This is a genomic window from Candidatus Pantoea communis (genome assembly GCF_011752685.1).
GTDB lineage: Bacteria > Pseudomonadota > Gammaproteobacteria > Enterobacterales > Enterobacteriaceae > Pantoea > Pantoea communis.
The window spans coordinates 71,805-98,017 of record NZ_VWXC01000001.1 but is presented as its reverse complement, the minus strand read 5'-3'; the positions used below and the strand labels follow the sequence as shown (position 1 = coordinate 98,017).

26 protein-coding genes are annotated in these 26,213 nt (G+C 53.3%); 19 read left to right on the top strand and 7 right to left on the bottom strand.

Features of this window, described 5'->3' with window-relative positions; genetic code table 11:
- Window position 1: 1 nt before the first annotated feature.
- The gene (locus tag F3J37_RS00440) at window positions 2–1,426 is read left to right on the top strand and encodes an efflux transporter outer membrane subunit (RefSeq protein ID WP_034823599.1); all 1,425 of its coding nucleotides are present in this window, start codon (window positions 2–4) and stop codon (window positions 1,424–1,426) included.
- A 136-nt stretch (window positions 1,427–1,562) separates the two neighbouring features.
- Window positions 1,563–2,144, top strand: a complete 582-nt coding sequence (locus tag F3J37_RS00435; protein ID WP_160867455.1) for a TetR/AcrR family transcriptional regulator — start codon at window positions 1,563–1,565, stop codon at window positions 2,142–2,144.
- Window positions 2,145–2,146: 2 nt separating this feature from the next.
- Here the strand turns inward: F3J37_RS00435 and F3J37_RS00430 are convergent, their stop codons facing one another.
- Window positions 2,147–2,710, bottom strand: coding sequence for a TetR/AcrR family transcriptional regulator (locus tag F3J37_RS00430; protein ID WP_058959940.1), 564 nt, complete (start codon window positions 2,708–2,710; stop codon window positions 2,147–2,149).
- A gap of 222 nt (window positions 2,711–2,932) precedes the next feature.
- Here F3J37_RS00430 and F3J37_RS00425 point away from each other — a divergent pair, with 222 nt between their 5' ends.
- The 3 genes from F3J37_RS00425 (at window position 2,933) to F3J37_RS00415 (ending at window position 5,624) form a co-directional block, all read left to right on the top strand.
- On the top strand, window positions 2,933–3,613 hold the full coding sequence (locus F3J37_RS00425) for a pirin family protein (protein ID WP_166931138.1): 681 nt from the start codon (window positions 2,933–2,935) through the stop codon (window positions 3,611–3,613).
- Between the two features lie 839 nt (window positions 3,614–4,452).
- Window positions 4,453–5,049 carry an NAD(P)H-dependent oxidoreductase gene (locus tag F3J37_RS00420; RefSeq protein WP_166931136.1) on the top strand — a complete coding sequence of 199 codons (597 nt, stop codon included), beginning with the start codon at window positions 4,453–4,455 and terminating at the stop codon, window positions 5,047–5,049.
- A complete protein-coding gene (locus F3J37_RS00415; protein ID WP_166931133.1) occupies window positions 5,046–5,624 on the top strand; it encodes a TetR/AcrR family transcriptional regulator in 579 nt (192 codons plus the stop codon). Before F3J37_RS00420 ends, F3J37_RS00415 begins: the two co-directional genes overlap by 4 nt.
- On the opposite strand, the gene lplA is transcribed toward F3J37_RS00415, so the two are convergent.
- The 3 genes from lplA to F3J37_RS00400 form a co-directional block, all read right to left on the bottom strand.
- Window positions 5,617–6,633, bottom strand: coding sequence for a lipoate--protein ligase (lplA, locus tag F3J37_RS00410; protein WP_166931130.1), 1,017 nt, complete (start codon window positions 6,631–6,633; stop codon window positions 5,617–5,619). The two genes, F3J37_RS00415 and lplA, sit on opposite strands and share 8 nt — an antisense overlap.
- A 253-nt stretch (window positions 6,634–6,886) precedes the next feature.
- Window positions 6,887–8,878, bottom strand: a complete 1,992-nt coding sequence (gene tkt / locus F3J37_RS00405; RefSeq protein ID WP_166931127.1) for a transketolase — start codon at window positions 8,876–8,878, stop codon at window positions 6,887–6,889.
- Between the two features lie 29 nt (window positions 8,879–8,907).
- The gene (locus tag F3J37_RS00400; RefSeq protein ID WP_039328632.1) at window positions 8,908–9,366 is read right to left on the bottom strand and encodes an RpiB/LacA/LacB family sugar-phosphate isomerase; all 459 of its coding nucleotides are present in this window, start codon (window positions 9,364–9,366) and stop codon (window positions 8,908–8,910) included.
- Between the two features lie 443 nt (window positions 9,367–9,809).
- Here F3J37_RS00400 and F3J37_RS00395 point away from each other — a divergent pair, with 443 nt between their 5' ends.
- From F3J37_RS00395 to F3J37_RS00365, 7 genes are all read left to right on the top strand, one after another.
- Window positions 9,810–11,144 carry an MFS transporter gene (locus F3J37_RS00395; protein WP_166931124.1) on the top strand — a complete coding sequence of 445 codons (1,335 nt, stop codon included), beginning with the start codon at window positions 9,810–9,812 and terminating at the stop codon, window positions 11,142–11,144.
- A gap of 1 nt (window position 11,145) precedes the next feature.
- Window positions 11,146–12,891 carry a dihydroxyacetone kinase family protein gene (locus tag F3J37_RS00390; protein WP_166931121.1) on the top strand — a complete coding sequence of 582 codons (1,746 nt, stop codon included), beginning with the start codon at window positions 11,146–11,148 and terminating at the stop codon, window positions 12,889–12,891.
- Window positions 12,892–12,893: 2 nt separating this feature from the next.
- Window positions 12,894–13,667 (top strand): triose-phosphate isomerase family protein, encoded by a 774-nt coding sequence (locus tag F3J37_RS00385; protein WP_166931118.1) that lies wholly within the window; start codon window positions 12,894–12,896, stop codon window positions 13,665–13,667.
- Window positions 13,667–14,485 (top strand): sugar phosphate isomerase/epimerase family protein, encoded by an 819-nt coding sequence (locus F3J37_RS00380; RefSeq protein WP_166931115.1) that lies wholly within the window; start codon window positions 13,667–13,669, stop codon window positions 14,483–14,485. The genes F3J37_RS00385 and F3J37_RS00380 overlap by 1 nt, the downstream gene beginning before the upstream one ends.
- Window positions 14,482–15,339, top strand: a complete 858-nt coding sequence (locus tag F3J37_RS00375) for a phosphogluconate dehydrogenase C-terminal domain-containing protein (protein WP_166931112.1) — start codon at window positions 14,482–14,484, stop codon at window positions 15,337–15,339. Before F3J37_RS00380 ends, F3J37_RS00375 begins: the two co-directional genes overlap by 4 nt.
- A gap of 107 nt (window positions 15,340–15,446) precedes the next feature.
- Window positions 15,447–16,412, top strand: a complete 966-nt coding sequence (locus F3J37_RS00370; RefSeq protein ID WP_160867306.1) for a sugar-binding transcriptional regulator — start codon at window positions 15,447–15,449, stop codon at window positions 16,410–16,412.
- A gap of 218 nt (window positions 16,413–16,630) precedes the next feature.
- A complete protein-coding gene (locus F3J37_RS00365) occupies window positions 16,631–17,434 on the top strand; it encodes a DUF4225 domain-containing protein (RefSeq protein ID WP_166931109.1) in 804 nt (267 codons plus the stop codon).
- Here F3J37_RS00365 and F3J37_RS00360 read toward each other — a convergent pair.
- Complete coding sequence (locus F3J37_RS00360; RefSeq protein ID WP_166931106.1) at window positions 17,431–17,742, bottom strand: hypothetical protein; 312 nt, start codon at window positions 17,740–17,742, stop codon at window positions 17,431–17,433. The two genes, F3J37_RS00365 and F3J37_RS00360, sit on opposite strands and share 4 nt — an antisense overlap.
- Window positions 17,743–17,918: 176 nt before the next feature.
- Between F3J37_RS00360 and F3J37_RS00355 the strand changes: the two genes are divergently transcribed.
- Genes F3J37_RS00355 through F3J37_RS00335 form a run of 5 tightly spaced genes read left to right on the top strand, consistent with a single transcriptional unit; the run spans window position 17,919 to window position 22,988 of the window.
- The gene (locus F3J37_RS00355) at window positions 17,919–19,022 is read left to right on the top strand and encodes an ABC transporter ATP-binding protein (protein ID WP_166931103.1); all 1,104 of its coding nucleotides are present in this window, start codon (window positions 17,919–17,921) and stop codon (window positions 19,020–19,022) included.
- Between the two features lie 27 nt (window positions 19,023–19,049).
- Entirely contained in the window at window positions 19,050–20,327 is a 1,278-nt protein-coding gene (locus tag F3J37_RS00350; RefSeq protein ID WP_034823562.1) for an ABC transporter substrate-binding protein, read from the top strand.
- 10 nt (window positions 20,328–20,337) lie between these two features.
- Window positions 20,338–21,249, top strand: coding sequence for a carbohydrate ABC transporter permease (locus tag F3J37_RS00345; protein ID WP_034823561.1), 912 nt, complete (start codon window positions 20,338–20,340; stop codon window positions 21,247–21,249).
- Window positions 21,246–22,064, top strand: a complete 819-nt coding sequence (locus F3J37_RS00340) for a carbohydrate ABC transporter permease (RefSeq protein ID WP_166931100.1) — start codon at window positions 21,246–21,248, stop codon at window positions 22,062–22,064. The genes F3J37_RS00345 and F3J37_RS00340 overlap by 4 nt, the downstream gene beginning before the upstream one ends.
- 12 nt (window positions 22,065–22,076) lie before the next feature.
- Window positions 22,077–22,988, top strand: a complete 912-nt coding sequence (locus tag F3J37_RS00335) for a metallophosphoesterase (RefSeq protein ID WP_369410636.1) — start codon at window positions 22,077–22,079, stop codon at window positions 22,986–22,988.
- 35 nt (window positions 22,989–23,023) lie between these two features.
- On the opposite strand, the gene F3J37_RS00330 is transcribed toward F3J37_RS00335, so the two are convergent.
- Window positions 23,024–23,770: an HPP family protein gene (locus tag F3J37_RS00330; protein WP_160867311.1), complete on the bottom strand. Its 747-nt coding sequence runs from the start codon at window positions 23,768–23,770 to the stop codon at window positions 23,024–23,026.
- A gap of 190 nt (window positions 23,771–23,960) precedes the next feature.
- Here F3J37_RS00330 and rluF point away from each other — a divergent pair, with 190 nt between their 5' ends.
- Together rluF and F3J37_RS00320 are read left to right on the top strand one after the other, a co-directional pair.
- Window positions 23,961–24,842 carry a 23S rRNA pseudouridine(2604) synthase RluF gene (gene rluF / locus F3J37_RS00325; RefSeq protein ID WP_034823556.1) on the top strand — a complete coding sequence of 294 codons (882 nt, stop codon included), beginning with the start codon at window positions 23,961–23,963 and terminating at the stop codon, window positions 24,840–24,842.
- 110 nt (window positions 24,843–24,952) lie between these two features.
- Complete coding sequence (locus tag F3J37_RS00320) at window positions 24,953–25,102, top strand: hypothetical protein (protein ID WP_160832916.1); 150 nt, start codon at window positions 24,953–24,955, stop codon at window positions 25,100–25,102.
- 47 nt (window positions 25,103–25,149) lie between these two features.
- Here F3J37_RS00320 and curA read toward each other — a convergent pair whose 3' ends face one another.
- Window positions 25,150–26,187: an NADPH-dependent curcumin/dihydrocurcumin reductase gene (gene curA / locus F3J37_RS00315; RefSeq protein ID WP_166931097.1), complete on the bottom strand. Its 1,038-nt coding sequence runs from the start codon at window positions 26,185–26,187 to the stop codon at window positions 25,150–25,152.
- Window positions 26,188–26,213: the final 26 nt, after the last annotated feature.

Below are 26,213 nucleotides of genomic sequence, written 5' to 3'. Positions count from 1 at the left end.
TATGTCTGCAAAACTTTTAATGGTGTTTTTGCCGTGTTTCCTTGCGGGTTGCGTATCTCTCGATCCGCATTACGATCGGCCAAAGGATGCGGTGAATACCACCGCGCCCACCGGCGATGCCTATCGGACGTTACAAGGCACACCGGCTAACTATCGTGATATCAGCTGGCAGGATTATGTGCTGGATGCGAAGCTGCGCCAGGTGGTGACGATGGCGCTGGACAGCAGCCGCGATCTGCGTGAAGCGGTCGCCAGTGTGAAATCGGCTCATGCTCAGTATGGTGAGCAGCGTGCCGATTTGTTCCCCAGCCTGAGCGCTGGCGTGAGCGGCACACGTTCACGCGCGCTAACCGGGGAGGGAAATCAAACTGCGCTCAGCAATACCTATTCAGCCGAGGGCAGCGTCAGCTCGTTTGAATTGGATCTGTTTGGCAAGAACCAGAGTCTGTCGCGCCAGCAGTATGAAACTTATCTCGGCACGCTGGAGGGCGCCCGCAGTACGCGCCTGACGGTGCTGTATAACACCGTGGATTACTGGCTGCAGCTGGCCGCCGATCGCAGCAATCTGGCGATCGCTAAAGAGACGGCAGAGAGTGCGCGTCAGTCACTGGAAGTGACGCGCAAGCGTCTGCAGAACGGTGTGGATTCGATGGTGGATGTCGCGTCAGCAGAGACCACTTATCAATCTGCTCAGGCGGATGTGGCCAGTTACACCACCAGCGTGGCGCAGGATAAAAACGCGCTGGATCTGGTGGTAGGCAAAAGCGTGCCAGATAATTTGTTGCCTGAAAGCATTGAGTCCATTGGCGATGCATTGAAAGCCGTACCTGCTGGCGTGTCATCGGATGCACTGAATAATCGCCCGGACGTGTTGCAGGCAGAGCACAACTTAAAAGCCGCTAATGCCAATATCGGGGCGGCACGCGCTAACTTCTTCCCAAGCATCTCCCTCACCGCCAGCGGTGGGGTGGGCAGTTCAGATTTGTCTTCGCTGTTCAAGAACGGTGCGGGAATCTGGTCGTTTGCCCCAAGTATCTCGCTGCCGATTTTCAAAGGCGGCTACAACGTTTCCTACCTCAACTACACCAAAGCGCAGAAAGAGTATTACGTGGCGGTGTATGAGAAGGCGGTCCAAACGGCGTTCTCAGAAGTGGCCGATGCGTTGGCACGACGCGGCACCATCAACGATCAGCTGACCAGTCAGCGTAATAATGTTGCTGCTTCGCAAACCTATTACCACCTGGCGGATCTGCGCTATCAAAATGGTGTGGATACCTATCTGAATGCGTTAACTGCACAGCGCACGCTGTATACAGCACGCACCAGCCTGGTGAGCGTTGAGCAGGCTTACTACCAGAACCTCAATACTTTCTACAAAGTGATGGGTGGTGGTACGGCGTTGAAAGAATCTGAACTGAAACTGTGATGATCGCCCCGGGTCGATGCGTTAGCGACCAGGGAAAAAATGTAACCGGATTTATAGCCAGCATATCGGCTATAAATCCCTTCGCGTATGATAGGAAAAAACAATAATTACGCGCCGGCCACTTTTAGGAGTTATGTTGAGCAAATCAGAGAATGACGCCTTCGTGCGACAGCGACAGCAAATAATTATTTCCGCTGCAAAAATATGTTTTAGTCGCTCCGGTTTTCACGGGGCGAGCATGGCTGATATAAGCCGGGAATCAGGTTTGGGTGCAGGGCAGATATATCGTTATTTTGAGAGCAAAGAATTCATCGTCAGTGAAACGATTAAAAGTATAGCCACGAGTTGGCGTGTTTTTTTACAAGATAATCTGCCGAAGCAAAGCAGCACCCGCGATATTATTGATGCGGAATCGCCATTTTGGCAGGACTGGCCCTATCAGGACCGCTGCTTATTACTGGAGATGTATTCGGAAGCGTCGCGTAATCAATCTGTGCGGGAAGTTTTGGCTCAAGAAGAACAGCTATTGATTGCTGATTTGGAAAAAGCATTTAGCCGCCAGTATGCTCAAGTGAGTCCACAGCAGCGTAATGAGCGTATCCAATTTTTGTTAATGCTGGTAGACGGTGTTGCCTGCCGCGCATTTGGTGATAAGAACCTGGATCATCACGAACAGGGCAGGATCAATGGCATTCTCACACATCATTTGTTTGGCTGATTTCAGGCCATATCATGCTGATTGATGTCACGCGTGATGGCATCAAAAAAGGGCATAAATCCGTCGGGCACGTCACGTTGTTTCATGCAACGGCGAATGATCATCCCATCAATCACCAGAGAGATGATATGCAGTCGGGTGTTGATGACGTCGGCTTTCAGCGCCGGATTGAGCGTCTGCTCCTGAGCAATAAAGTTGTTTTTTAATACCAACCACGCATCATTCATTATCTGACGAATACGCTCGTTACGTGTGGCTTCAGATGAGACTTCCATCAACAAGACAATACTGTGCTCAACTTCGGGCGGCACAATGTCCTGCACCGAATGCGTGACGCCTCCCGCATGGGCAATTCGTTCAAAATCAGCGTTTAATAATGCGATCATGCGTTGCACCACATTGGTCACCAGCGCTTCGATAATGGCATCTTTGTTTTTATAATATTTATAAATTAAACCAATGCTAACATTTGCCTGGCTGGCAATATTCTGAATAGACGTTTGATGAAACCCTTTTAGGCGCATGCACTGTTCAGCTGCATCAAGAATCTGTTCGCTGCGATTCATGTTATTTACTCATCACGGAAAAGCGTATTTTACGCAAAAACAAGCAGCCTGACTAATCCTGAATGCTAAATAGTCGCGTTCTTTAGATTGTTTCTTTTTCTTATTATTGCTGTTAGTTATCAATATTCAAAAATTTTGACTTAAGTGAGCAAATTGAACACCTGTTCAGGGATTTTCTTGTCGCTATCATGATGAGCATAGCCACATTTTGAGGAGCAAATTATGAACGTAATGCGTGCCCAGCGTGACCAACTGTTTGAATACGGTCCCTTTACCATCCGCCGGCAACGGCTTGGCGAGGCTTTTGGCCCGCTGACGATTATTGATCAGATGTCGTTGAAAATGGATGCGCGTATTCCGATGCACAGCCGTCAGGACGAAGAGATTTTCAGCTACGTCTGGCGTGGTTCGGCGCAGCACCTTGCTGAAAATGGCGACAAAACCGCGCTGAATGCCAAACGCGCCATGGTGGTGAGTGCAGGAAGTGGCGTGCGTTATGAAGAGTCTGCGCCTTTTGTCGAAACCGAGATGTTGCAGGCTTATATCCGTCCGGCCAAAAGCGGCGGTGCACCACGCACCCTGGATTTTACTCGCGCTGATGGGGTGCCGCTCAACGCCTGGACATTGCTGGCGGGACCCGAAACTAGCGACGCACCGCTGCCGTTGGGTCAGGAGGTGTTTATTTATGATCTGAAAGTGGAGCGGGGCGCACAGGTTGAGGTGCCACACCTTGCCGGTTACTCAACATGGCTGACCTTGCTGGATGGCATTGTGACTGTTGGCGAGGAGCGGCTGTTGCAGGGGGATTCTATCAGCGAGCAGGGCGCATTGCCTGCAGTCCGAGGCGAGCGTGACGCGACTGTGATTGCTTTTTTGGTGAGTGACGGTGTCACGTTTGTGTGAGTTTAGGCCGCCATTGTTAAATCAATGGCAGCTTTTTGTGTGCGGTGGTGCGGGCCGTAGCACCTCTGCTGCTGCCGGGCAGTCCTCGCGCCGCTAACGCGGTGCCCTCGGCTTCCACGTCGTGCCGACGGAACATTCGGGGATCGACCATCCCTGGTCGGCCCCGAACTGATCCACGCATCCCTGCGTGGATCTCCTGGCCCAACGTCAAAGCCTCAGCGCTGCGGATAGCCCTTGCAGCATCAGAGGTGCTACGGCCATTCATATGGTGCCCGTTTTGATAAAACCCACTGAAGCTTCCGAGCAGACTTAGGTCAATTTGAGAGGATGTCTTGATTCAATCCAGCAGATTAATCCTTCAACAACACGCATTGAATCAAACGAGCCGGTCGTTTTTCCTTTTACAGCACACACTGAATCAAACGAGAAAGCCAGGCCCTTGTACAGAACGCATTAAATCTAACAAGCCGGCGGCCCTTTTGGCAGAACGCACCGAAGTTAATGAGCAGGCTGGGGCGGCTTAAGGGCTGGCAATCCGCAGCGCCGAGCAGAGTGAGTCTGCCAGGATAGCCCGCAGGGACGCGGGCGAAAGGCGGGGCGGCGCATGGATGTGCCATCCCCCGCCGTTCCGTCAGGCAGGCGAATGAAGTGAGGGTACCGCGTCAGCGGCGCGAGGACGCCAGCCCCTAAGCGGCTTCAGAATGCGTCATCACCTGCGCACCCAGACAATCACAGCCTGCGCAGTCATCCCACGCTTAAGTCCAACAGCAAACGAATAATTGACAACCTACCATTGGTAAGTTACCAATAGTAGGTCAATCTTTGTCGGAGGTTAACCCATGCACACGCTTATCGTTACGGCCCATCCGGATCACCATTCACACACCCATGCTGTGGTTGAACAGCTGGTTAAAGGCATTTCAGCGAGCGGCCAACACAGTGTTGAAATCGCCGATTTAGCGGCTGAGCAATTTGATCCACGCTTCAATCAGGCGGATGTCGATCAGTTTAAATCGGGAACCCCTTCGCCTCAGGATGTATTGGCCGAACAGCAGCGTCTGAATCGTGCCGATGCGCTGGTATTGGTGTATCCGATTTACTGGTGGTCTTTCCCGGCACAGTTAAAAGGGTGGATTGACCGCGTGTTTACTCAGGGCTGGGCGTATGACGACACCGGCGAAAAGGTCATCAAAAAGTTGGGTCATCTGCAGGTGCATCTGCTGGCACTGGGCGCGGCGAATACGCGCACTTATCTGCGACGTGGCTATTTCAGCAGCATGCGAACTCAGATTGATGAGGGAATATTTGGTTATTGCGGCGCGCCGGTGATCACCAGCGAACTGTTGTTGCCGTCCGATGAGGGTTATCCTGATGCGCATTACGCGCTTGCCCGGCAACTGGGGCAGCGACTTTTCACTTTGAAGGAACCTGCATGAACTCACCCACGCGCCAGCGTATGACCTTTGACGCCCGCCGCGAGCAGCTGATTAACACAGCGTGGAATCTGGTGCGAGAGCACGGCAGCGATGCTCTGACCTTAGGTCGAGTGGCGATTGAAGCGGGTGTCAGTAAGCCTGTGGTGTATGAGCATTTTGGCACCCGCCACGGTTTACTGGCTGCGCTGTATGAGGACTTCGATGTGCGGCAAAACGCTGTTATTGACGCGGCGATGGCAAAAGCGGGAGACGATCTGGCAGAACGCGCCAGCACGGTAGCCGCTTGTTACGTGAACTGTGTACTGACACAAGGGCGCGAAATTCCCGATGTGCTGTCAGCACTCAATAGCTCGCCTGAACTGGCTGAAGTAAAGCGCAAATACCAACTCGATTTTATGGCAAAGCTTCGTCTGTGGTTTACTGAGGCGAAGCTGCCGCAATCCAGCCTGTGGGGCTTACTGGGCGCGGCAGACGCCCTCTCAAACGCTGTAGTGTGCGGCGATATCCGACAACTGGATGGCGTAAAAGAATTGCAGGGACTGATTGAGGCGCTGGTGCAGCGCCACCTTATCTGATGCTGTTCACCAGCCAGTTTGTTAGTTCGGTGAGTTCCTTCTGCTGTTCCGGAAACGCCGCAATCAGTTTCTGCATTTCAGCCTGCAGTGACTCCGGTCGATACGCCACACCGTGCAACTGCATCGCCAGCGTTTCTAGCGGTGCGGGATTGAGGCTATCGGTGAAAATTTGACTGCGGGTAATGGTGCCACGCTCAACGTCAAAGTGAATCTCAACGCCACCCCAGACAAAACGTTCCTGCAGCAGATGTGAGAAATCAGGCGCCTGACCAAAATTCCACTCCCAGCTGCTCTGGCGGGCGAACTGCGCCTTAAAGCCGGGAAGGTCTGGCAGGGCTTCGGGTGAAATAAACTCGGGCTCGCAGGTTTCATGGTAATGCGCGAAGTAAGCCGCAATCACCTCACGACGGATGTCTGCAAAACGGATATCAGGAATAAAATCCGCGATGTTCGCCACGCGTGAACGCACCGAGGTGATCCCTTTGGCCTGAAGCTTTTTGATGTCCGGGTTGAGGTAATCGGCAAGACGTGAGAGATCGGCGCTCATCAGGAAAGTGCCGTGGTGAAAACCGCGATCCGGCGTTTCGCGATAGGCGGAACCGGAAATCTTACGCATCTCGCCATTCACATTGACCACGATATCGTTGCGCCCCGAGGCTTCGGCGTGCATGCCCAGTTTTTCCAATGCCTGCAAAATAATCGCCGTCGAGACGGTTTTGTCATACTCCGGTTTACCGGCCATAAAGGTGAAACAGGCGTTGCCCAAATCATGAAACACCGCACCGCCGCCGCTGCTGCGTCGCGCCAGTTTGATGCCATCTTCCGCCATCCGACGTGTGTTGCACTCTTTCCACGGGTTTTGCGCGCGGCCAATCACCACCGTTTCAGCGTTCTGCCATAAGAACAATACGCGCTGCGTGGTGGGCATCTGACGGAATATGCACTCTTCCACCGCGAGGTTAAACCAGGGATCGTGTGAATCAGAGATCAGCAAACGTAAGGTGGACATGTTTCCTCCAGTTCCGTGAGAAAAGGGCAAGCGGAGGACAGAATACGCTGATTCGGATGCAAAGATAAGCGGAGTGATTTTCGTGTTGAGTCAGGTGCGCATCCTGCAACCAGAGGAGGCCATTGATGATGTCACGCCGAGCGAAAAATCAGTGCTGTGTTGAAATGGCTGAAAAAGGGCGGCATTCCTGCCGCCCCTGGGTGCATCTCACATCTTATGTAGCCAGGCGCACGCCATTTCTGGCGTTGACCATTTACAGAATCGATTTCGCCGTTTGAACCACGTTTTCCACGGTGAAACCAAACTCTTTGAACAGCAGCTCCGCTGGCGCGGATTCGCCGAAAGTGGTCATGCCGACAATCGCGCCGTGCAGGCCGGTGTACTTGAACCAGTAATCGGCGATACCCGCCTCGATCGCCACACGCGCGGCCACCGCTTTAGGGAGCACAGATTCACGGTAAGCCGCGTCCTGCTTGTCGAAGGCGTCGGTTGAAGGCATCGAAACTACGCGCACCTTACGGCCCTCGCCCGTCAATTGCTCATACGCAGCAACCGCCAGCTCCACTTCTGAACCGGTGGCGATGAGGATCAGCTCTGGAACCCCTTCACTGTCTTTCAACACATAACCGCCGCGCACCACGTTAGCCAACTGTTCAGCAGTACGATCTTGCTGCGCCAGATTCTGACGCGAGAAGATTAAGGCAGTAGGGCCGTTGACGCGCTCAATCGCGTATTTCCATGCCACTGCAGACTCAACCTGATCACACGGACGCCATAAGCTCATGTTCGGCGTCACGCGCAAACTGGCCATCTGCTCAACCGGCTGGTGGGTGGGGCCATCTTCGCCTAAGCCGATGGAGTCATGGGTGTAGACCATGATCTGACGCACTTTCATCAACGCCGCCATACGTGCCGCATTGCGTGCGTACTCGACAAACATCAGGAAGGTGGCGGTGTAAGGCAGGAAACCACCGTGCAGCGCGATACCATTGGCGATCGCGGTCATACCGAATTCACGCACGCCGTAATGAATGTAATTCCCAGCGGGATCTTCATTGATCGGCTTAGAACCCGACCACATCGTCAGGTTGCTGGGTGCCAGGTCAGCAGAACCCCCAAGGTATTCCGGCAGAATCTTGCCGAAGGCTTCAATCGCATTTTGCGACGCTTTACGGCTGGCAATTTTCGCCGGATTGGCCTGCAGCTGCTCGATAAACTGTTGCGACTCAGTTTCCCAGTTATCCGGCAACGCATCTTTGATACGACGGTTAAACTCCGCCGCCAGTTCCGGGTAAGCTTCGGCATAAGCCGCGACTTTTGCCTCCCACGCGGACTCTTTCGCCTGGCCGGCTTCTTTCGCATCCCACTGCGCATAAAGTTCTGAAGGGACTTCGAACGGCGCGTGGTGCCAGCCCAGCTGTTGACGAGTCTGTGCAATTTCGTCGTCGCCCAGTGGTGCGCCATGCACATCGTGGGTACCCGCTTTATTCGGTGAGCCAAAACCAATCACGGTTTTGCACATCAGCAGAGAAGGCTTGTCCGAGACCGCTTTGGCTGCTTCAACCGCTTTCTTAATCGCGTCGCCGTCATGACCGTCTACGTCACGCACCACGTGCCAGCCGTACGCTTCGAAACGGGCGGCGGTATCGTCGGTGAACCAGCCATCAACGTGACCATCAATAGAGATGCCGTTGTCATCATAGAAGGCCACCAGTTTCCCCAGCTTCAGCGTCCCGGCGATGGAGCAGACTTCGTGCGAAATGCCCTCCATCATGCAGCCATCGCCCATAAACACATAGGTATGGTGATCAACGATGTCGTGGCCAGGGCGGTTAAACTGCGCCGCCAGCGTACGTTCGGCAATCGCGAAGCCGACGGCATTGGCGATCCCCTGACCTAGCGGGCCAGTGGTGGTTTCAACGCCTGGCGTATAACCGTATTCCGGATGACCGGGTGTTTTTGAATGCAGTTGACGGAAATTCTTCAGTTCGCTGAGTGGCAGATCATAACCGCTCAAGTGCAGCAGGCTGTAAATCAGCATCGAACCGTGGCCATTCGACAATACGAAGCGGTCACGGTTGGCCCATTTGGGGTTGGTAGGGTTGTGCTGTAAAAAGTCGAGCCATAAAACTTCCGCTATATCCGCCATGCCCATCGGGGCACCCGGATGACCTGATTTGGCTTGTTGTACGCCATCCATGCTTAAAGCACGGATGGCGTTGGCTCTTTCCCGGCGTGTTGACATAAGGTTCTCCAGAGGTAAGAAGTCGGTAATTATTTAGTATGTGAAACTTGTTCGTAGTAACCGATCTTCTCGACTTTGGCGGTGGAGCCACCACCTTCAAACTCTGAGGCCAGCCAGGCATTGACGATGTTCTTCGCCAGTTCAGGTCCGATAACGCGTGCGCCCATGGTCATGATCTGAGCATTGTTGCTTTTACGGGCACGTTCAGCAGAGAAGGTGTCATGGCACTGTGCCGCACGCACGCCTTCCACTTTGTTGGCCACGATTGCCACGCCGATACCGGTGCCGCACAGCAGGATGCCGCGCTCAAATTCATTCTTCTGGATAGCGGTTGCCAGCGCAAATGCCACATCCGGGTACATCGGACGGTCATTTTGTGCGTCGTTGGTGTAGTCCGTCACTTGAAAGTCTTTCTCTTCAAGCAGTTTTTTAATGATGTTTTTCAATTCGATAGCCGCATCATCGGCGCCAATTGCGATAGTTTTCATCGTCATTCTCCAGCAGGGTTTAGTTCTGACGCCTGAACGTTTGTTATGCAGGCGAGAAGATGTTCATCGATAGCCTGCCACAAATCCAATCATATGTTCAATGGTTGTTCATGTGTATTGCGTGCTGATTGTGTGCTGCAAAGCGCGAAGGGCGCTGATACCACGCTGATTCCGCCGTATTTCTGCGTGTTTTTCCGATTCAGGGCCAAAATCAAATCTCATGAGCAGGCTCACATTTTCAATCATTGCAGTTGAGAGATGCACATTTATACGTGTAGTGTTCATTTGTTCGCATAACGATACCAATGTACAAGAAGACCCCTTGAGGACTCGAACATGTGTCATTTACACCGTACCTCTCAGTACACCTGCAGCCAGCGCTCATTTCGCGTCTGGTCAACACCAAACAACAGTTTTAACCACGCACGTCACGGAGGTGCGTTATGAGTCAGCAAAACATGACGGCGGTTGAGAAATCCGCTATCAGCAAAATCTCCTGGCGTCTGGTGCCTTTCGTGGCACTGATGTTCTTTATTAACTTCCTTGACCGCACCGCAATTTCTTTTGCTGGCCCAAATGGCATGACGCAGGACCTCGGTCTGACAGGTGTGCAGTTCGGTCTGGCATCCGGCATCTTCTTTATCGGTTATATCCTGCTGGAAGTGCCGAGCAACCTGGCGTTGCATAAGTTCGGCGCACGTCGCTGGCTGGCACGCATCATGATCAGCTGGGGTATCGTCTCGCTGCTGTTCACCTGGGTGAGCAGTGTCGAAGGCCTCTATACGCTGCGCCTGCTGCTGGGTATTGCTGAAGCGGGCTTCTTCCCGGGTGCGATTCTTTATCTGAGCATGTGGGTACCGGGACGTCATCGCAGCAAAATCCTGTCCTTGTTCTATCTGGCACAGCCGCTGACCGTCGTATTCGGTGCGCCCCTGGCGGCAGGTTTGATTGAGCAACACGGTCTGTTCGGTCTGGATGGCTGGCGCGTGATGTTCCTGGGTGTTTCCATCCCCGCGATTCTTATCGGTATTGTGGCGCTGTTCTGGCTGGTGGATTCACCGCGTCAGGCGAAATGGTTAACCGCAGATGAGAAGACCTGGCTGACCAACGAGCTGGAAGCGGAGCATCAACAGAAGCAGGGCCATAAGAAACATAGCGTGCGCTCCGTCATGGGCAACGGCCGTGTGTGGACGCTGTGCCTGATCTACTTCGGCTTTATCTATGGCCTGTATGCGCTGGCCTTCTTCCTGCCAACCATTATCGGCGGCTTCCAGCAGCAGTTCGGCACTACCTTTAACGTGATGCAGAAGGGATTGATCACCGGCGTGCCATACCTGATTGCGGCTGGGGTGATGTACTTCTGGTCAAAAGATGCCACCCGTCGTGGTTGCAAAACCTGGCACATCGCGATTCCAGCGCTGGCCGGTGGTATCAGCGTGCCACTGGCGCTGTATATGGATTCACCGTTCACCACCATCATGGTGATCGCGATTACTGCCAGTTCCATCTTTGCTGCCTTGCCTAACTTCTGGACGCTGCCAACGCAGTTCCTGACCGGCGCGTCAGCCGCAGCGGCTATCGCACTTATCAACACCTTAGGAAACGTGGCGGGCTTCTCCGCGGGCTACATCACTGGCGCACTGCACGACGCCACCAACAGCTATGTGTTACCGATGTTCGTGGTCGGTGGCTTCATGCTGCTGTCAGCCGTCCTTATGCTGTTATTGAATCGCCAGCGCCCGCAGTCTCAGCCGACCTCTATCGCACAGGAGCACTAAAATGACGTACCTGTTTAACCAACCTTCAGCCTTTGCTGCTGAACTCATTGAAGGCTTTGTCGCCGCCAACGCCGATAAAGTTCGTCAGGTCACCGGTGGTGTGGTGCGTAGCACGCGCAGCCAACCCAATACGGTTGCGGTGATTGTGGGCGGCGGTTCCGGTCATTATCCGGCCTTCGCCGGGTTGGTTGGACAAGGTCTGGCACACGGCGCAGCCATGGGGAACCTGTTTGCTTCGCCGTCTGCTCAGCAGATCTACAACGTGGCAAGAGCGGCACATAACGGCGCGGGCGTGTTGCTGATGTTCGGAAACTATGCGGGCGATGTACTGCACTTCGGCCAGGCTTGCGAACGCCTGCGTGCCGAAGGTATTGCCTGTGAAATTCTGGCGGTAACCGATGATATTTCCAGCGCCAGTAAAGACGAACGGGTGAAGCGCCGTGGTGTGGCCGGGGATTTGTGTGTGTTTAAAGCGGCGTGTGCAGCAGCGGAAGCGGGCGATGATTTAGCCTCCGTACTTAAGAAGTCGCAGCATGCTAACGATCGTACGCGGACTTTCGGTGTGGCATTTGGCGGATGTACCTTGCCGGGTGCCACGCATCCGTTATTTGAAGTCGAGAAAGGGCGCATGGCGCTGGGTCTGGGCATCCACGGTGAGCCGGGTATCAGTGAGACTGATGTGCCGAGTGCCGATGAGCTGGCCGAGTTGTTTGTTGAACGTCTGCTAGGCGAAGTGCCTGCCGACGTCAAACAGATTGAAGGTCATCGCGTGGCGGTGATCCTCAACGGTTTGGGTTCAGTGAAGTACGAAGAGTTATTCGTGGTGTATCGCCGCGTGGCACAACTGCTGGACGCTGCAGGACTTAAAGTGATTCAGCCCGATGTCGGTGAGTTTGTTACCAGCTTCAACATGGCGGGCGCATCGCTGACGCTGATGTGGTTGGACGATGAGCTGGAGACACTGTGGTGTGCGCCGGCAAATGCACCAGCCTATCGCAAAGGAAGCGTACTGATCGCGGAACCGCTAAGTGCGGAAGAGCGTGAAGAGAGCACGGAAGAAGCATTGCCGCAGGCTTCAGCTGAGTCCCAGCAGAGCGCACAGCGCGTGTTACATATCCTGGAATCAGTGGCAGATTTGTTACAGCGTAACGCGAAAAAATTAGGTGATATCGATGCAGTGGCCGGTGACGGTGACCACGGTATCGGTATGGAACGTGGCGTGCTGGGCGCGGTGGACAAGGCGCGTGAAGTGGCTGCGCGTGGTGCAGGTGCCGGCAGCCTGTTGTGCCGTGCTGCGGATGCCTGGGCAGATAAAGCAGGCGGCACCTCGGGTGCGCTGTGGGGGGTGGCATTAACTGCGCTGGGGACGGCCATTGGCGATCAGCAGTCACCGAATGCGCAACGCGTCGCAACCGGCGTACGCGAAGCCAAAGAGGGCATTATGCACTTTGGCAAAGCGAAGGTGGGCGATAAAACCATGGTCGATGTGTTGGTGCCGTTTAGCGACAGCCTTAACGCTGCAGTCGCAGAGGGTGCTTCACTGACCGATGCCTGGTTGGCGGCGGCGCAGGTAGCCGATAAGGCCGCACAAGACACCGCTCAGCTGGTGCCGAAAATGGGTCGTGCGCGTCCGCTAGCCGAAAAAAGTGTCGGTACGCCAGATGCGGGAGCCATTTCACTGGCGATGATCGTCAATACCGTTGGCGATCTGCTAAAAGAACATAAAGCCTCTCAGCAAGGAGCGTAATGATGTCTCAGCCCAAAATCTGGCTCGGCGTCAGCCTGAAAATGTATTTCGGTTACCAGCAGACACTGGACTGGTGCCGCAAAGTCGCCGGATTGGCTCAGTTGCCGGCGGTGAAAAACGGTGATGTCGGGTTGTTTGTACTGCCCGCTTATCCGGCTATTCCCGCTGTGGCTGACATTTTCGCAAAAACACCGGTGCGCTATGGCGGCCAGGATGTTTGCCAGGCTGAGAACGGCGCCTGGACCGGTGAGGTCAGCGCCAGCATGTTGCAGGAGCTCGGTTGCTCACTGGCCGAAATCGGTCACGCTGAACGTCGTCGCCACTTTCATGAAGATAAAGCGCAGATTGCTGCCAAAGTGGCTATGTCGCTGCGACACGGATTAACACCGGTGCTGTGTATCGGCGAAGAACAACAGGCCGGGCCGGATCAGGCTATCGCACTCTGCGAACAGCAACTGGCGGAAGCATTGGCTGATGCAGTGCAACAAGGTTTACGCGGCGAAGTGTTCTTTGCCTATGAGCCGCAGTGGGCGATTGGTGCACCACAACCTGCACCGGATAGCTATATCCGCGCAGTGTGTTCGGGCCTGCAACAGTTGAAAACGCCGGAGGGTATCACCTTAAAAATCATTTATGGCGGCAGCGCCGGGCCGGGGCTGATTCAGCGTCTGGGGACTGACGTTCATGGTCTGTTCCTGGGCCGTTTTGCCCACGACCCGAATGCACTGGCGCAAATCATTGAAGAGGCCAGCGTGCTGGCGAAGGAGATCCGTTAATGAGCCGTATCGGACTCAGTACTTATGCCTTTTTCTGGCGCATGTCCAGCAAAGTGCCCAACCCGCTATCGCTGGAGCAGATGTTGCAGCAGACCGCCGAGATGGATGTCTCGGTATTCCAGATTTGTGATTATCCGGCGATTGAAAGTTGGTCAGATGAGCAGTTGCAGGACCTTCGCCAATTGGCCGACAAGCTGGGCATCACGCTGGAGTTAGGCACACGTGGCTTAGGCACTGCGCATCTGCGCCGTTACCTGCATATGGCGAATATTCTCGATGCCCATGTGGTGCGTTCCATGTTCTACACCGCCGATCACCGTCCGTCACTGGATGAAGCCGCAGAGTTGATTGCTGCTGTGCTGCCTGATTTCGCCCGTCAGCAGGTGCGTCTGTGCCTGGAGACGTATGAGCAGGTCAACAGCGGCGCGATGATGTCGGTCATTAACAAGTTTCTGTCGCCGTGGTTGTGCGTGTGTCTCGATCCCGCTAACTGCGTAGCAGGACTGGAATTGCCTGAACAGGTGATCGCCAATACGGCGGCGCGCGTCGGCAACCTGCACATCAAAGATTTTGCCTTTACGCGTCGTGATGGCTGGGTCGGCTTTACCTATGCTGGCTGCCTGATGGGCGAAGGCCTGCTGGACTATGACCGGATGATCGCCAGCGTGCGTCCGGCAGAAAGAGAGATTAATCAAATCGTTGAACACTGGTTGCCGTGGCAGGACGATGCCGTGCTGACCTGCGAGCGCGAAGCCGAATGGACGCGCCGCACCGTTGAATTCTTACGTAGTAAACAAGATCAGGAGTTATACCAATGAGCAATGCATTGAAAACCATCACCGTAATTGGCGCAGGCGGCAAAATGGGTATGCGCATTTCTGCCAACTTCCAGAAAAGCGATTACCAGGTGTTTTACGTTGAGAACTCACCGAAAGCGCAGGAACAAGTCACGGCGCAAGGCCGTGAGTTGTCTGATGCCGCTTCCGTTGTGCCGGTCAGTGACGTGGTAATTCTGGCGGTACCGGATATCGTTCTGGGCAAAGTGTCTGAGGGCGTGGTGCCACAGATGAAGGCCGGTGCGATTCTGCTGACGCTGGACCCGGCTGCGGCTTACGCAAACCTGATTGCCCATCGTGACGGCATCGAATATGCGGTGGCGCATCCTTGCCATCCATCCGTGTTCCTGGAGCGCTACACCAAAGAAGAGCACGCGGATGCCTTTGGTGGCATCGCGGCGATACAGCATGTGGCGGCTTCGTATGAAACCGGCTCAGATGCGCAGAAAGCCGAACTGAGCAAAGTCATCAGCGTGATGTACGGTCCGGTAGAGGAAGTGCATTGGGTCACGGTGACGCAGCTGGCCTATCTGGAGCCAACGCTGGTGGAAACCGTGGCCTGCATGGTGGGTGCTTTTATGAAAGAAGCACTGGATGAGACCGTCAAGCACAGCGGCGTGCCGGAAGAAGCAGCCAAAGCGATGCTGTATGGCCATATTCAGATCGCACTGGCCGTGGCCTTCCGCGCCACCAACCCGTTCTCTGATGCCTGTATGATTGCCATGGAATACGGTCGCGAGAAGATTGTGAAGCCAGACTGGAAACAGATCTTCGATCAGAAAGAGTTGGATATCGTGATTGCCCGCATGCTGAAAATCGACGCCATTAAGCGTTAAGCGTGATGCAACCTGCGACTCGCCTCGCTGCTGTCTGGCGAAGCGAGTCGTATCAATGATATAACTCCCTCCTTAAATCAGGTGTCACGATACAAGACAGGTAACGGATGGAAAAAAACACGCTTTCTCAGGACTCCGAGCTGCTGACAGAAATTGCGGTGGCCTATTATCAGGACGAAATCACCCAGGAGGAGATTGCGCGTAAGTTTGGGATATCCCGCATTAAAGTTGGCCGACTGCTCAAACGTGCGCGTGAAGAGGGCATCGTCGAAATTAATGTGCGCTACCATCCGGTGTTCAGTACGCGCCTTGAACAGCAGCTGCAAAGCCGTTTCCCCCAACTACAACGTGCGCTCATTGCACTGGATTCGCCGGACGATGAAGAACAGCGTCGTCAGGTAGCGGCGTTAGTCTCAGCCCATCTGGCACAATCATTAAAAGACAATGCGATTGTCGCTGTCGGGCAAGGGCGCAACGTCGCCGCTGTCGCCGATTACCCCGGCCAGGTGCCGACACGTAACTGCCTGTTTATCAGCGGCATTGGTGGGACTCATCGTCCCGGTGATGCGATTAACGCCGATCATATCAGCCGTCGACTCGCCAAGAAATTTGGCGGTATCAGTGAAACCCTGTACGCACCTGCCTATGTCGAGAACCGTGCGCTGCGCGATGCCTTTATGCAGAACGGCACCATCAAAGAGACGCTCGATCGCGCACGTAAGGCCGATGTGGCGCTGGTGGGCATCGGTGATATGAATGAAAACAGCTATATGGTGAAACTCGGCTGGTTTACGCCGCATGAGATCATCGATGCGCATGTGAATCAGGGCGTCACCGGGGATGTTGCGGGTTATGACTTCTTCAATGCCCAGGGACAGCATGTGGATACGGTGATGAATGACCGGGTGATTGGTCTTAGCATCGAGGAATTACGTAAAATTCCCTGCGTGATTGCCATTGCCTCCGAGAATACCAAAGCGATGGCACTGCTCGGCGCACTGCGTACAGGGGCGATCGACATTGTGGCGACCACGGCGCAAAATATTCGGACGATTTTGAGTATGTCGCAGTAGGGTATTATTTTATGGCGGCACTATGCGGTGTCGCTCTTTTACCGCCATCCAATTTTGTCACTCCGCCTGGTACAACCCCACTCGCAGTTAACACGCCTGAAATTGAAAAACGTCACGAAATAATCATCATTATCTCCATAATTCTTATTCACATGTCACTTTAATGTATTCAAGCTCAGGTAAAAGAAAATCAGGGCATATTAAAAGGAGTGAGACTGATGGATGCCGCATTATTGGCCGGACAACGAAACCGTGCATGGAGCGATACTATGGTCAATCTCGAAGCACGCAATCTTATTCAGGCCGCGAATCGCGTAGGTTCACAGCATTTACGTGATGGTCTATCCCGGATCAAATTTATGCAAGAGATTAAGGGCTATATTGATCAGCAGTTTACTCTGGCCCGTAAGGCCAAGACTGATGAAGAATGTATGCTCTGTATTAAAAACTTGCGTGCTGAGCGTGACAGTTTAATTCAGCAATCAACGATGCTGAAGACCAGGGCCGCGCAGCTATACGCCCAGGTTGAGTGGGTCAAACAGAACGATCGTATTGTTGGCTATGTCATCAGTGCGGTGAAGGTGGTGCTATCAGGTTTTGCGATTGCAGGTGGTGTCGCGTTAGCTGGCACCATGACGCCCATTGGTATGTTGGTTGGTGCAACTCTCGTCATGGACGGTGTGAATGGGATTTCTCGTGAGGTAAACCATCAATTTTTGAATAAGCCTGAGTCACAAGGGGCTGTTGCTGATGGCGCGATGCATGCGGCAGAATTTATGGGATTTAAAGCCGAAAGCGGACTTGCCTTCTATAACACAGTGAGCCTTGCTGCCAGTGTTTACAGTGTATTCGGTTTGCTGAGAAAACCGGGTGCATGGCGACTTTTCCACTACCTGCCGAGTGACTATTACCGCAAGGTCAGTAGCATGAGTATGCCTAAGATCACGATGAAAATGGTGGGGTATGGGTTAAAAGCGAAGATCATCGTGGATCTTATTGGCGAACAAGAACCACAGCATTAACGTTGTTTTTTATGAAATTGCCATGATTTCCAGGCCAAAATCGGTGGTTGAAAAAACCAGGTGATGGCCAGAGCGACGATCAGGGCAATGCCCATGGAAATGATGTTTTCTCGTGAGGCGATGAACAGCGTAATGATATAAACCAGCACCAGACCAGACGTCAATAATAATGCTGACTGGAAGCGTTTAGACAAGTCGCTAATGACGCTATCAAGCGTTAATTGGTTATTTCTTTGGTATCTATTGAGTTTTAGAACGTCTTTCTGAGTAAATCCGGAATTCAGTAATGTCTGTTCATTGATGGCCATAAGTCCTATATCCTCACTCATTAGGGCATTTATCTGAGACTACCACAGAATAATGCCAATTTTATCGTCTTGTTATCTGAGATTTATTCCAGTCACCCAACCGTCACTCCAGCAACATAAATCCTTCATTTCCCTGAGCTAGCTTACCGCCATTCTGTTTTCAGGACTGCGGATGCATGAGCCACCTTTCGCTACATCACATCACTAAAGCCTGGGGGGAAAAAATTGCCCTCAATGACATTACCTTTGATGCCGCAGAAGGGAGCTTTGTTGCGCTGCTTGGGCCCTCCGGTTGTGGGAAATCCACTCTGCTGCGCACCATTGCTGGGCTGGAAACTGCCGACCGCGGTGAAATCCACTTTAAACACGCTGATATCACTCATTTGCCCCCATCGCAGCGCAAACTCTCGATGGTTTTTCAATCCTATGCGCTTTTTCCACATCTGAATGTCCGCGAGAATCTGCTGTTTGGCTTAAAAGCACGCGGTGAAGATAAGCAGACTTTTACGGCCCGACTGGATGACGTCAGCAAGCTGATGGAACTGGATAAGTTGCTTGATCGCCTGCCGTCGCAACTGTCTGGGGGGCAACAGCAACGTGTCGCGCTGGGAAGGGCGGTTATCGCGAATAACAACCTGTGTTTGATGGATGAACCTCTGTCCAACCTTGATGCCAAGCTGCGCCAAAGCATGCGCCGTGAGATTCGTGCCTTACAGAAGAAGCTGGGGCTCACCATGCTGTATGTCACGCACGACCAGACCGAAGCGATGAGCATGGCGGACAGTATTATTCTGCTGAATGACGGCCATATCGAGCAGCAAGACACACCGAACGATCTCTATAACAACCCCGCCACGGTTTTTGCCGCGCAGTTTATCGGCGCGCCACCCATGAATATCCTGCCGTTGCACAACAAAGAAAACCATCATTACCTGAGCCACTTACCGGCGCCGGTGGTTGAGCATTGCGATGAGGTGGCATTGAGTCTCGGTTTACGAGCGGAAGATATTCAGCTGATCTCACCTGAACACGCTGCCTTAAAGGCCAGAGTGATCAGCTACGAATACATGGGTGCTGATACCTTGCTGGTGTGCCAACTCGCGGGTCTGTCCGATGCCATCACCGTGAAAGTGCCCGGCATGCAGCATTTTGTCGAGGACAGCCAGGTCGGCTTGCAGTGGTCAGCAACCCGTCAATATCTGTTTTCCACCACGACCGGCAAGCGCTGTGTGTCTGCCGAGCAACAGATGTTTGTTTCACAGAAAAAATACGCTGTTTAACCGTTGTTTTTCGCCCAAGGGATAATCATGTCTGCGATTCGTTACTCACGCCTGGCCTCTGCTTTACTGCTCTGTACTACGGTTTCCGCTTTTGCCGCCGATCCGGTTAAATTGCAGATGTACTATCCGATCGCGGTCGGTGGCAAAGTCAGTCACACCGTTGACGCGCTGGTGGCTGATTTCGAAAAAGTGCATCCGGAAGTGAGCATTCAGCCGGTTTACACCGGTGACTATGCGACAACCGTCACCAAAGCGCTGACCGCGTTTCGGGGTGGCAATGCTCCGCAGCTGGCGGTCATTGGTGACATTGAGGCTTATTCCCTGATTGATGCGGGCGCGATTGTCGCCGCCAGCGATCTGGCGACCGGTGATGAAGGTAAAAAATGGATCGATGGATTCTATCCAGCGTTCCTGCGTCACATTGATGGCAAAGTGTGGGGCGTGCCATTCCAGCGTTCAACCGTGGTGATGTACTGGAATAAACAGGCCTTCGAGAAAGCTGGCTTGAATGGCGACACACCGCCGGCCAACTGGCAGCAGGTGGTGGAATTCAGTAAAAAACTGACCATCAAAGATGCTAACGGCGTGAGCCAATGGGGCATCGAGATTCCGTCAACGCCTAACGGCTACTGGAACTTCCAGGGACTCTCTGCCACCAATGGCGGTCGTCTGGATAACGGAAAAGGCACGGCCGTACATTTCAACACCCCTGGTAACGTTGAAACACTGCAATGGCTGACCGACCTCGGGCAAAAAGAAGAAGTGTCACCGAAAGGCGCCATCGCCTGGGGTACCACACCACAGGACTTTATCAGCGGTAAAACCGCCATGATGGTCACCACCACCGGTAACCTGACCAACGTGCGCGATAACGCCAAATTCCCGTTTGGTGTGGCGATGCTGCCAGAGAAAACCCAGCGTGGCAGCCCAACCGGCGGCGGTAACCTTTACGTCTTTAAGAATGCCTCACCCGAGCAGCAAAAAGCCGCGATGGAATTTATCCGTTGGGTGACCTCACCGGAGCAAGCTGCGCGTTGGAGTATCGCGACCGGCTATGTGGCGACATCTCCAGCGGCATGGGACACCACGGTGATGAAAGACTACGTGAAAGAGGTCCCTCAGGCGCTGGTCGCGCGTGAGCAGTTGAAGTATGCGCAGCCAGAACTCTCGACCTACAACAGCGTACAGATTCAGGATGCGTTGAACCATGCTGTCGAAGCGGCGGTGACCCAGGCAAAAACCCCGGCAGAAGCACTTGAAGGTGCGCAGAAGCAAGCGGATCGCCTGTTGAAGTCCTACCAGTAATGGAAGCGCGATGAGCACGATAATTGCCAGTACGGCGCAGCGTCGTCCCGCATTCTGGTCGACGCAGCTTTATGGTTACCTGCTGATTTTGCCAGCACTGAGTTTTTTGCTGCTGTTTACGCATTATCCCGCGGTGGCGACGATCTGGGAGAGTCTGTTCAGCGCTTCCCGTAATAATCATCCGGCCCACTTCGTTGGGCTGGATAATTACATGGCCTTGCTGGATGACGATATCTTCATCCAGTCGCTCTGGAACAACTTGTTGTATGCACTGATCACCATTCCGCTGGCCGTCACGCTGGCTTTGATGATGGCGCTGGCCGTGAATCGACGATTGGCAGCGAATTCGCTGGTCCGCGCGGCGTTTTTTATCCCATCATTGCTCCCCATGATTGCCATCGCTAATTTGTGGCTGTTTTTCTACACTCCGCAGCTGGGGCTGTTGAATAAGTTGCTGGCGCTGTTCTCACTGCCTGCCGTGAACTGGCTCGGTGAGCCGGGCACGTCCCTTTATTGTCTGATGGCGGTTTCTGTCTGGCGTGAAGCGGGCTTCTTTATGATCTTCTATCTTGCTGCCTTGCAGCAGATCGATCCCCGCCTCAATGAAGCGGCAGCGATTGAAGGGGCTTCACGCGGTTACTTTTTCCGTCGCGTGCAATGGCCGCTGTTGATGCCAACGACGCTATTTGTGTTGATCAATGCTTCGATGAACGCCTTCCGCATTGTCGATCAGGTGATTGCCATGACCAACGGGGGCCCCAACAACAGCAGTAGTCTGCTGCTGTTCTATATCTATCGCACCGCATTCAGTTTCTGGGATATGCCTGCTGCTGCGGCCATGACCGTGGTGTTATTGGTGATCCTCGCGGCGATTGCGCTGATTAAATTTACGTTGCTGGACAAGCGAGCCCATTATCAATGAATAAGACGAACGCGTTGGGTGGCTGGTGTCTGAATCTCACCATCTGGCTGGCGGCGCTGCTATGGCTGCTGCCGATTATGGTGGCACTTTGGGTGGCGATCCATCCGGCATCGGATCAGGCCAGTTTTTCGCTTTTTTCGCCGCTGACCTTCGATAACTTTATCAAGGCCTGGCATGCCGCGCCTTTTGCCCGCTACTTCCTCAATACCACCTTGCTGGTGCTGATGATTGTGCTGGTGCAGTTGATTTTAGCGACCATGGCGGCCTATGCGCTGGTGCGCTTCAAAATGAAATTCTCAGGGGTTATTTTCGCGCTGATCCTGCTGCAGTTGATGATTAGTCCAGACGTTTTGATTTTGAACAATTACAAAACCATCGGTGCGTTTGGGCTGCGCGATACCTTAACGGGAATAGCATTGCCGTATTTCGCCTCTGCTTTTGCCATTTTTCTGCTGCGTCAGACGTTTAAAAGCATCCCGCTGGTGCTGGAAGAGGCGGCGATTGTGGAGGGAGCCAGTCGGTTTTATATCTTGCGCAAAATCTACATTCCATTGGCGAAACCGATCTACATCGCTTTTGCCCTGGTCTCGATCAGTTTCCACTGGAATGATTTCTTGTGGCCGCTGGTGATTACCGATTCCGTCAACGTAAGACCGCTCACCGTCGGATTGCAATTGTTCTCGGCGCCAGAGCAGGGCGTACAGTGGGCGCTCATTGGTGCCGCTACCTTGATGACCACCTTGCCGTTACTGGTGCTGTTCCTGATTTTCCAGCGCCAGTTTATTCAGTCGTTCATGCGTGCTGGTATTCGCTAAGGAGTGTTTTTCGTGACTCATCCGCATCCATTGACATCCTTGCAGCGCGAACTTCTCGGCGATGTGGCCGAGCTATATGCTTTACCTGATTTACGTCCTGCAATGATGGATAATGTGCTGCGTTTCGGTGTGATTGCTGATCCGCAGTATGCCGATGTCGAAGCTGATATCGCCAATAACCTCTACTACCGTCATGCACTTGATAAGTTACCGCAGGCAATTGAAGCCCTGAATCAGCAACCGCTGGATTTTGTTGTCACGCTGGGGGATTTGGTTGACCGCGATTGGGCCAGCTATGCCGCCATTCTGCCGCTGTATGACCAGTTGGTGCATCCGCATGCGGTAGTGTTGGGGAATCATGATGCGCAAACCCTTGCTCAGCATCTGAATAATCGTGCGGCACTCCCTAAAAGTTATTACGCGTTTCGTTTAGCGGGGTGGCGGTTCATCGTTTATGACGGTAACGATGTCAGTTTGTACTGCAACGCGCAGAATGGTGACGACTACTACCAGGCGGAGAACCTGCTGGCGGAATTAAAGGCGCAGCGACAGCCGCAGGCTCAGCCATGGAACGGTGCCGTCGGTCAGCAGCAGCTGAACTGGATTGAACAGCAATTGATTGAAGCTCAGCAACGGGGGGAAAAAGTGGGGGTGTTTGGTCATTACCCGCTGGCGCCTCACACCACGCACATACTGATGAACGCCAGTGTGCTGGTGGAACTCCTTTCTAGTTACAACATACATTTTTGCTTCTCAGGACATGACCACCGCGGCAACGCTGCATACATCGCTCAGACAGGGTTTTATACCATGAAGGGCATGCTCGATGGTCCAAGCGAAATACCCTTTGCGGTGGTCGAAGTGGATGATAATGGTGTAAGGATTCACGGCTTCGGCGGGGAGATAAGCCGAGGTTTGTGTTAATGCGGTCAGCCGACGGGGCTCATATCGCCTGCAATTTAACTGGCGCGCTTCAGGGGCTGTGGCGGTAACTGTTGCCGACGACGGGCAATCTCTTCAGCGCGCTGTAATAACTGCTGCAAATCATCCTCGTCAATGTCGAGAAGCTGACCGTTCTCCAGTGCCTGATGCAGATCATCGCGAGTAATTGGCACTTCAAGCGCCACTGAATTCGTTTTAGGTTCGTTTGCAGCCAGCGGATGCGGATAACGGCGACCCGCAAGATTATTAAAAATGATTGCCAGTACAGCAAGACACACGGAATTTAGCAGCACGGGAGAGAGAATAAACTGATATCCCAATTGCTGAACGCCACTGCCGCCCAGAATCGCTGTCAGCGCCACCGCCCCGCTGGGAGGATGCAAGCAGCGCAGTTGAAACATCACGGCAATGGCGAGACAAGCCGCAATGCCGCAAGCGACTGCGGGATAGGGCACATACATCGCGGTTGTCACGCCTATCACGCCTGCGACCAGATTCCCGCCAACAATCGACCAGGGTTGCGCCAACGGGCTATTCGGTAAGCCGAAAAGCAGTACTGCAGACGCCCCCATCGGTGCCACAAACCATAAGTTGACCTCACCAAGCAGCCAATGGCTGGTCAGGCTGGTGATCATCAGGCCGAGGCCCGCACCGATGCTGGCCATCACTCTCTGTTTTTTGGCGACCGGTAACGGATGCGGCCAAAGACGGGCAAGGAAAGTCCGCAGCGATGTTATCCAGCTGGCGCGACGCAGGTGTGTCATGAAGGTCATACTCTGTCATAAGAAAACGCGATGGATGGCGATTGTCGCTGATCGATTCCTGAGGAACAACCACAATGTTAGTGTGCTGTTACCAAACGGTGATGAGGTTACAAGCTGGAACAATGATGTTTAACCGTGTCTTACACAACGTCTAAGGTTGTTGTATAGTCCGTTTTTTTTCGGAGGAACCATGCTGCCCAACTCATCCACGCGCCTGAACAAATACATTAGCGAGAGCGGAATCTGCTCACGACGTGATGCCGATCGTTACATAGAGCAAGGCAACGTTTTTATTAACGGCAAGCGCGCGACCGTTGGCGCACAGGTCTTTGCCGGGGATGAAGTGAAAGTGAATGGGCAGCTGATCGAGCCGCGTAACGAAGAAGATTTAGTGCTGATTGCGCTCAACAAGCCGGTGGGCATTATTACCACTATGGAAGAGGGTGAACGCGATAACATCGGTGATTTTGTTAACCACAGTAAACGCGTGTTCCCGATCGGCCGTCTGGATAAAGACTCACAGGGTCTGATTTTCCTCACCAACCACGGTGACCTGGTCAATAAGATCCTGCGCGCCGGTAACAACCACGAGAAAGAGTACGTGGTGACCGTAGATAAGCCCATCACCGACGAGTTTATTGCCGGGATGGCGGCGGGTGTGCCGATGCTGGGTACTGTGACCAAAAAATGCAAAGTGAAGAAAGAGTCGACCTTTGTGTTTCGTATCATCCTGGTTCAGGGTCTTAACCGCCAGATTCGCCGAATGACCAAGCATTTTGGCTTCGAAGTCACCAAGCTTGAACGTACCCGCATCATGAACGTCAGTCTGAAAGGCATCCCGCTGGGCGAATGGCGTGATTTTACTGATGACGAATTGATTGAGTTGTTTAACTTGATCGAGGATTCTTCATCCGAAGACAAAAAAACGCAGCAAAGCCAGGCGAAAAAGAAACCCGCAGCAGCGGCGAAAAAAGTCGCATCGAACGGTGCAAAGATTCCAGAGAAAGCTGCGGCCAAACCGGCAGGACGTCAGCGCTTTGCTCAACCTGGTCGTAAAAAGAAAGGGCGTTAAATTTTCCCTGGATTTGCCATGACTGTTTAAACCCGGAACAAATTTTATAATCCTCTCACTATTTGTTCCGGTTTTTTCCCTCCATACTTTTTTTAACAAAGGAGGGAACAATGAACAACGCAACCTGGTTAGATGAAATGCAGCATTTCTATGCCGCGCAGCCGCGTCCGGCGTGGGTTCCACGCATGTTTTGGCTGACCAAAAAACAGCGTAATAAAATTTTGACGGAACTCTTGCTGCCGCAGGCCAAACAGAGATAACGCTGTTATTTAGCCGGTTATTTAATGTTAAGAATAACCGGCCCTTATCACTCTTCTTCAGCCACTTTGACCACGGTTTTACCAAAGTTATTACCCTTCAACATATCGAAGAACGCCTGTGGTGCATTTTCTAATCCATCGATCATGTGTTCACGATAGTGAATTTTCTGCTGTTCAACCAACGGCATCATCGCCTGCAGGAATTCTGGATATCGATCACCGTAATCCTGGAAAATAATAAATCCCTGCATACGGATTCGGCGCTTCAATATCCCACTCAGGATTTGTGGCGTATGGTCAGGGCCAGCGGGTAGGGTTTTGCCACTGTTATAGGTTGAGACCAGTCCACAAACCGGTACGCGAGCGGCGGTGTTCAACAGCGGGAACACGGCATCAAACACTTTGCCACCAACGTTCTCGAAATAGATATCGATCCCGTCCGGGCAGGCGTTCGCCAACTGTTCAGCAAAATCCTCGCGATGGTGATCGAGACAGGCTGAGAACCCGAGTTTTTCAATCGCGTAGCGGCATTTCTCTTCACCACCGGCAACGCCAACCACATGACAGCCTTTGAGCTTACCCAGTTGCCCGACGGTGGCTCCCACCGGGCCCGTCGCGGCGGCGACCACCAGGGTTTCGCCCGCTTTTGGCTGGCCAATGTCCATCAGGCCCATGTAAGCGGTGAAGCCGGGCATCCCCAGAATGCCCAGCGCCCAGGATGGGTGGGGCAGATCGCCGATTTTCGCTACGCCAGTGCCATCCGAGACGGCATAACGTTGCCAGCCGCTGCCTGCCAGTACCCAGTCACCGGTTTTAAAATCGGGATGCTGCGATTCAACCACCTGTGAAACCGTACCGCCGACCATTGGCTGATCGAGTTGTGCCGGAGGCGCATAGGATTTACTGTCATCCATGCGCCCGCGCATATAAGGATCCAGTGAGAGGTAAACCGTGCGAAGCAGCATTTCACCCGTTTTGATAGAGGGAATAGGTTGTTCAACAAGCCGGAAATTCTCATTAATCGGTTCGCCATCGGGGCGCGATGCCAATAGCCAGGCTTGATTGCTGTCAGGGGATTGCGTCATGTAAACCTCTTTACTCATTTGAATCA